Consider the following 6,614-nt stretch of genomic DNA (forward strand, 5'->3'; position numbering starts at 1 on the left):
CATCTTTATTATTATATTGGCCGATTGAACTCTTCCAAATGTGAGCAACTTGGACTCTTAGTCTTTTTGGAACTTTATCATATACATATACATCACTGATTTTTTCTTGTTTTGATTTGCGTAACCTTTTAGAAAAGACTTCAAACATATTTATATTCTCCCTCACCTTTTATTTTTATATTTTATTATACAAAACATATGTCAATTTTTGTTTCTTGTAAATTTAAATTTGGTGTATGGACGTTTTATATATATGGGGAATATTTATTTATGGAAATACTGAAAAACCATCTCCTTTTTACAAGAGATGGTTTACGCATGCTGCAATCAAGTTGAAAAGTCCACCTAGGAATCCTAGGACGGCCAAAGTTAACTTAACTTTTCTAAAGATTTTCATGTGAAATCCCCCTTTATCGATAATCACCAAAGCATTTTGGTAAAAAAACACTTTTTCGCTCTGGTATTCATAAAGGGGATCCCTTGTTGAATAAGAACGGATATTATCAATAATGTCATTTGGCTAAATGACTGGGCTTGACGCAACAGGAATATTCTATCATTATGTGGGTTTTTTTGTAAACAAAATTATAGATTTTTATTTTTTTGATTTCGTTTTAACATAGCTTGTACTCTACCAAAATGTACCGCGCTTATTAACGGCTTGTGTTGTCCTTTTGTTTTTACATCGGCATGTATTATCTCGCCTTTGTAGAACGGATTTCTTAGGATTGTAGCGATACTTTGTTGAGAGAAGCTATTCCCTCTAGCAGTTTTGTATCCTTGCCCTTCCAAGTGCGCTCGTACTTTACCAATTGATTTCAATTCGTAATACTTCTTGAATATGCTTCGTACAATTTCGGCATTTGGTTCATCGATTATGACAATTGGTGTTTCTACTCCGTCGTGCTGCCATTGATAACCTAGTGGAACATTACCGCCACCTTTGATTCCACTTTTCGCTTTGGATCGTCTTCCTTTTGCTAGTTTAAGATTAGTGTTCATGCGGTCGTATTGGTCTAGTAATTCGAATAAACCGTTCGTAAGAAAGTCATTTGGGTCTTTGTCGTAAATAGAATACGTGGATTGCTCTACGCTTAATACTTCAGCTTCGGCTTTGATTAATTGTCGCTTAATCATCACTTTAGCATTATCAGAACGCCATAAACGGCTTGTATTCATAACTACAACTGTTTTTGTATCTGTAAAACTAGAAAGCAGGTCGGCTAATCCGTTTCTATCTATCGTTGTACCGCTGATTCCTTCGTCTTTGAATATTTCGATTAACTTTAATTTGTTACGTCTGCAATAGTCCTTTATTGCGTTCTCTTGTGTATGTAATCCGTATCCTTTTTCTGTTTGTGTCTCCGTACTAACACGAATATATCCATATACTTCTTTCATGTTATCTCCTCCAAGTTTTATTCTAATTTACTTTTTATTTTTTATCAATTCTCATGAATGACAGTTGATAAAAATAATAGATAAACGTTTGTATACCAATGAAATATAGATTTTCATATACTTGAAAACTATATTCTACATTTCTCTCATCTCCTTTCATGTAGTTGTGAACCATCGTCATAGATGGGGTGGGCTTGAAAAGATTGTCACAAGTAAACTTATATTAAATAACCTGCGCTCGAAAAATTTCAAAAAAAATAGCCCTAATAGGAACATTTGTAGAATTGAAGCAGTATTTCATCTATTACACCCACATCGAAATAAGGTCTGAAATGTAAAGAATTGAAAAAATACAGAACGCTCTTTACAAACTAAGGTCAAGTGGGTATGTTCTCCTCAACAAATAAGAAGGTGGTCAAAAAAATGGTCAAGATAAAAAGAGATGTAGCTAAATATTACGAGTCGACAAGAGGTAAATACCACGTTGGCTACACGTTGGGGCAGTCGTTCCAAGTGGGTTTGATGGAGCGAAACATGAAACAAGCGGACTTTTCACGATTTGCCAAAATGAATGAATCACTAGTGAGCCAATACATTCAACAAAAGCGTATTCCATCGAAAAGGGATCTCATTATTATTGATGCTTTCTTGCGTGGCGGATGGGATAAGCAACTAGATGCAATCATCATTAAACCATTCCAGAAAAAGCGGTTGTATGACGAATTGCTAGAATTGAACAAGGCAACAAGATGACCGTATACGAATACAGTCATGACCAACGTAACTATTTTCGTAGCTTAATTGTCGATTGGCAGAAGCAAAACGAATTGAAGACAACGAGTGAGTCTATAAAGCGTGCTAATTTGGAACGCATGAGAATGCTAGAATACATGATTTACTTACCAAAACAAAAATGACTAATGAAGGAGCAATACAAAATGTACAAAAACAAACATAGTGACGAAGAAATACAATACATGCAGGAGAAGGTCGCTAAATTACAGCGAGAAAACTCGTTTGGGAGCACATTGGAATCACAAGTGCAGGCGAATTTATGGGTTATCAAGCAACTTGAGATGTTTATAAACCAAAAAGTATGTCTAGATGAGGGGTATGTGCGTTTGGATATGGTTGCAGAGAGCATAAAGGACAAAAACTTTAGATGTACACCAAATAAATTGCTAAGTGCATAGTGGAACGTTTATGCCGTGAAAGTTACTTTATTATGAGAAGTCCTTGCATTACACTCCGAAGGTTATGGGGGCGGGAGTGCTTTTTTCCCGTCCTCATGTCCTTTGGGGTGCAGGGGCAGAGGCTCATTGTAAAGTAAACCATGGAATAAAAAAGTGAAACGGACTAGGGGTGTAAAAATTCCACCCCTTCTTTTATTTGTTTGCAGATGCTTGTATTGTTTAAATAAACAAGTTGAAGGGGGATTTAAAATGGAGAAAAAAGATGGAGTGGAAGAAGCTAAACGTCTTGAAAAGTTAAGAAGGGAAATGGAAGAGTTTGAAGCGGGTTTTCCGGATGGGGTGTATGCAGCTCCTTCTTCTCCTAATGAACCTAGAATTAAAGTGAAAGCATTGTTTGAGTATTGCGGAGAAAAGGGTGTTGATCCAGAAGATTTAACGGATGAAGAAAGAGAACAATTTTTGGTGTATCCGAGTGAGGATTAAAAAACTTCACGATGAGGGATGGGTTTTTAGCCGAAGGCCGACCGAAGGTTTCAGTTTTATGTGGACAAGGTTCGGCAAAATGTAGCATGATAGATTTATAGATTTTTTCTATTACTTGATATATTAGAAATAAGTCGGGGCACGGGCAGACTTATTATACGCTTAAAAGTGCTGTTTGTCCCTTATATACCAAGGATTCCGGCAATCTTACTTATTTCTAATTTCGTTTAAAAAAACGAAAAAAATTCACTAGTAAAAGGGGGATAGTATGTTACTGGATGATGTCATAATCGAAAATGTTTTTCTTGAAAAGATAGTGAAGAACCGAGAATATAATGAATTAATTCAGATTCATTATGAGCGGTTACATAAAGAAATGAAAGATGACAAACTTAGACGTAAGCGAGATAGTTTGAAGGATTGTAATGCTCTTTGGATATTGGATAAATATGAGATAGCCAAAGTGAAAGATTTCAAAAAAACTAATCTTTGTAAAGACAAGTTCTGTAATAACTGTAAAAAGGTTAAACAGGCTTCTAGGATGGGGAAATTTATTCCGTTAATTCGACCATATGCAAAGAATATGTATCAACTGACTTTAACAGTGCCGAATGTTAAAGGGGAACAATTAGGTGAGACGATAGACAAGCTGTTTAAGGCGTTTACTAAGTTAGTTGAGTATATGAAGGGTAAAGAGAAGATAAAGGATGTGGACTTTTCTAAACTTGAATATGAAGGGGCTATACGATCATTAGAAATTACATACAAGGGAAATGAGTACCACCCGCATTTACACGCTTTGATTGTATTGCATGTTAATCCTTTGGATGATTGCATGATATTAAAGCATAAAAATGTGTATTCGAAAGATTTTAAAGGAAAACGAGAAGAGCGGTTATTCTCTGATACTGAAATATTGATTCAAAAGATATGGTATTTGCTAATCAATAAACAGAAGGTAACGAAAAAGGCTATTGATTCATTGAAGAAAGGTTATTCATGTCAGTTAGATAAATTTAAAGAAGCAGACTTTATAGAACTGTTTAAGTACATGACAAAGGCAACAAATGAAGATGATGAATCAATGAATTATAGACAGTTTAAAATATTGTATTATGCTTTATTGAATCGTCGGCAGATACAAGGCTATGGATGTTTTTATAATTTAAAAGATGAGGATATAAGCGTTGAGGAAGTAGAGAAACTTTATGACCAACTTATTGAGGAATTACAACAAAAAGAAAGCCCATTAAGTGTTTGCGAGACACCTAATGAGCTAATGCAGGATAATGAATACATCTTAATCAGTCGGAAAAGAGTATATTCACACCTCAAAAAAATAAAAGATTAAATTTGATAATTAAAGTATAACCGATTTTATGTATTTATTGCATTATGAAATTAAAAAGCCCCAGCCGGTTACGGTTAGGGGCTTTTATTATGAATCAAATGGTATTAACTAAAGGAGCAATATTAAAGTAACCATTTTAGCGTTATAACACAATCAACTCCAAGGATATTTTAGTGGAATAAATGACAATCTGTTTTTTTCTAGTTGATTGTAGTAGATTATCCTTGATTCTGATTTATTTTAGTTCTCATCTTTGAATTTCCATCCTTTTTCTTTTTTATCTTTCATAATTGAATCAAATAATTGTTTGTGACTTTCGTCTTTAATGAATTCAGATTGTGGATCTTTAGCACGTTCTCCGTATTTTTCTTCAATTTCTTTATGTTCTTTATCGGTGATTCGTTTCATGGGATTCATTCCTCTTTGTTTTTAATAATTTATATCATTTTTTACTGATTAGGAGATGTATTAAACAAGCGTTTGTTTAACTGTGTAAGTGCGGCGCCCGTGTTTTTGCGATATACTCGTCAAATTGTTACGAAGCTCTACATGGCTCCCTAGAATACTACTGAAACGGCTCAGATTAGTTTGTGTTCGACGTTTTGACGAATCTTAGGGATTTATATGTGCGGTGCCCGTAGAATCACAACATTATGATTTAACAGAAGTCATGCATTTGCATGACTTTTTTTGTTACTAATGCCGTGGCGCCTTGTATATAGTAATGACCCGACATTTTAGATTAGTGCGCCTATGTTTTTGTATTGGCAATACAAGTACGGTCTATTATTTATGGTTGACGTCCTTATTAAAGTGTAGAAACAGTCAAACAAACAGAAGCAGAGTTGTATTTAATACAGAGTGTTATGCGTCTGTTTTTATAGTGATTTCCGTTACTAAGGTGCCACAAAACAGGTATTCAAGGACGAATAGAAAACGTAAGGAGAAATTCAGCTTTACGGATGCCACCTATATATGAAGAGTTACACCGAAATTTCAATTGATGGTGCGCCTATATTAACGTAACGGATTGATTGAGTGTGACAAAGTGGATTGTTGTCTGTATATATTTCTGTGGCTCTAAAAGACAAGCCGGTGCGTTTATATATGGGCGGGGCAGTGTGATCATTTTACAAGAAAAGTATAAAAAATTTTATATTGGCACCTGTATTAATGGTTTGTGTCACGACCCGTATAAGAGAACATCCTAATTTTTTTTATAGGAATCTAAAATTATTTGGTTGTTCTCCTATATTACTTATACCAAAGCTTTTATAAGAGAAGGAGTGATATATTATGAAGAAATTTATGATTGCTGTAACTCTAGTGGGTTTACTTGCTGATGTGATTACGATTGGTCTTTTTGTAGCGCTCTTTGTTTGATCATTGTTCAAGCCCTTGTTTGGTTACAAGGGCTTATTTCTACTAGGATTCTTTGTATGCTTTTATTAGAAATACAATGTTTGTTGCGGCTAAGTTGATGGCATATTCAACAAAGTATGGTTCTACTTTTATTGATTCAGTACCTTGTCCGTGACCAGCTTGTTTATTTCTAACTGTTGGTAAGCCAGCTTCTAATGTGTTTCTTAAACCAGAGAAGTGATTGCGTAAGTATTCAGGGATTAAGTTATTGTCAAATAGGATTGTAATTAATTTTTGTGCAGTATCGCTACCTTTGTTATATGTATATCCTTTTTTATCGCAAATTGTTTTCATTGTGCTTTCGAAGGATTTTAATGCCTCTACTAGAGCGTTTTTGTAATCGCCTTTTCTGTAATGTGAGTGTGCTTTTAAAAATTCTTCGGCGGCTCCTTGGAAATCTTCTTCAAATAATAAAGTTATAGCTGGTTTTACAACTTCTTCGTGCATGTGAGTTTGATCGATGCGGATGATTTCTCCGTTCGTAAATTCATAACCTACATTATTATCTTTGAACCAATAGTTTATTTCTTTGATCGCTGATTCTGCAGATTGAGTAATTTTGTATTTTTCCCTTTCGTAATTACTGTAATTCGAGGCGGCTACATTTAGGACGACAAGTGATAATTCAATAATGTCTATAGCTTGTTCATGTGTACAAGATAATAAGAAGTCATGACAATGTTCATTTGGTTCTCGAAAACGTTCATCGGTTAAATTAAATAACCCTAATTCTTTAGATAATGTTTCGTTTATGAATTTCCATG

At 34.5% G+C, this 6,614-nt stretch carries 8 protein-coding genes; 5 read left to right on the forward strand and 3 right to left on the reverse strand.

All coding sequences use genetic code 11. The annotated features are described in order from the left end of the window. Positions 1–585: 585 nt before the first annotated feature. On the reverse strand, positions 586–1,401 hold the full coding sequence (locus tag NSQ47_RS28105) for a recombinase family protein (protein WP_341039068.1): 816 nt from the start codon (positions 1,399–1,401) through the stop codon (positions 586–588). 522 nt (positions 1,402–1,923) lie between these two features. Here NSQ47_RS28105 and NSQ47_RS28110 point away from each other — a divergent pair. The 5 genes from NSQ47_RS28110 to NSQ47_RS28130 all read left to right on the forward strand — a co-directional run bounded on the left by NSQ47_RS28110 (position 1,924) and on the right by NSQ47_RS28130 (position 4,428). Then, positions 1,924–2,154: a hypothetical protein gene (locus tag NSQ47_RS28110; RefSeq protein ID WP_341039070.1), complete on the forward strand. Its 231-nt coding sequence runs from the start codon at positions 1,924–1,926 to the stop codon at positions 2,152–2,154. After that, entirely contained in the window at positions 2,151–2,318 is a 168-nt protein-coding gene (locus NSQ47_RS28115; RefSeq protein WP_341039072.1) for an ABC transporter permease, read from the forward strand. The genes NSQ47_RS28110 and NSQ47_RS28115 overlap by 4 nt, the downstream gene beginning before the upstream one ends. A 21-nt stretch (positions 2,319–2,339) precedes the next feature. Continuing rightward, positions 2,340–2,594: a hypothetical protein gene (locus tag NSQ47_RS28120; RefSeq protein WP_341039074.1), complete on the forward strand. Its 255-nt coding sequence runs from the start codon at positions 2,340–2,342 to the stop codon at positions 2,592–2,594. A 249-nt stretch (positions 2,595–2,843) separates the two neighbouring features. After that, a complete protein-coding gene (locus NSQ47_RS28125; RefSeq protein WP_341039075.1) occupies positions 2,844–3,077 on the forward strand; it encodes a hypothetical protein in 234 nt (77 codons plus the stop codon). A 268-nt stretch (positions 3,078–3,345) separates the two neighbouring features. Continuing rightward, on the forward strand, positions 3,346–4,428 hold the full coding sequence (locus NSQ47_RS28130; RefSeq protein WP_341039077.1) for a protein rep: 1,083 nt from the start codon (positions 3,346–3,348) through the stop codon (positions 4,426–4,428). 240 nt (positions 4,429–4,668) lie between these two features. Here the strand turns inward: NSQ47_RS28130 and NSQ47_RS28135 are convergent, their stop codons facing one another. Both NSQ47_RS28135 and NSQ47_RS28140 read right to left on the reverse strand, forming a co-directional pair. After that, positions 4,669–4,836 (reverse strand): hypothetical protein, encoded by a 168-nt coding sequence (locus NSQ47_RS28135; RefSeq protein WP_341039079.1) that lies wholly within the window; start codon positions 4,834–4,836, stop codon positions 4,669–4,671. Between the two features lie 1,017 nt (positions 4,837–5,853). Further along, on the reverse strand, positions 5,854–6,614 hold a 761-nt coding region (locus NSQ47_RS28140), incomplete at its 5' end, for an STM4504/CBY_0614 family protein (RefSeq protein ID WP_341039082.1).

The sequence above is a fragment of the Bacillus sp. FSL R10-2780 genome, assembly GCF_038006125.1.
GTDB lineage: Bacteria > Bacillota > Bacilli > Bacillales > Bacillaceae_G > Bacillus_A > Bacillus_A cereus_U.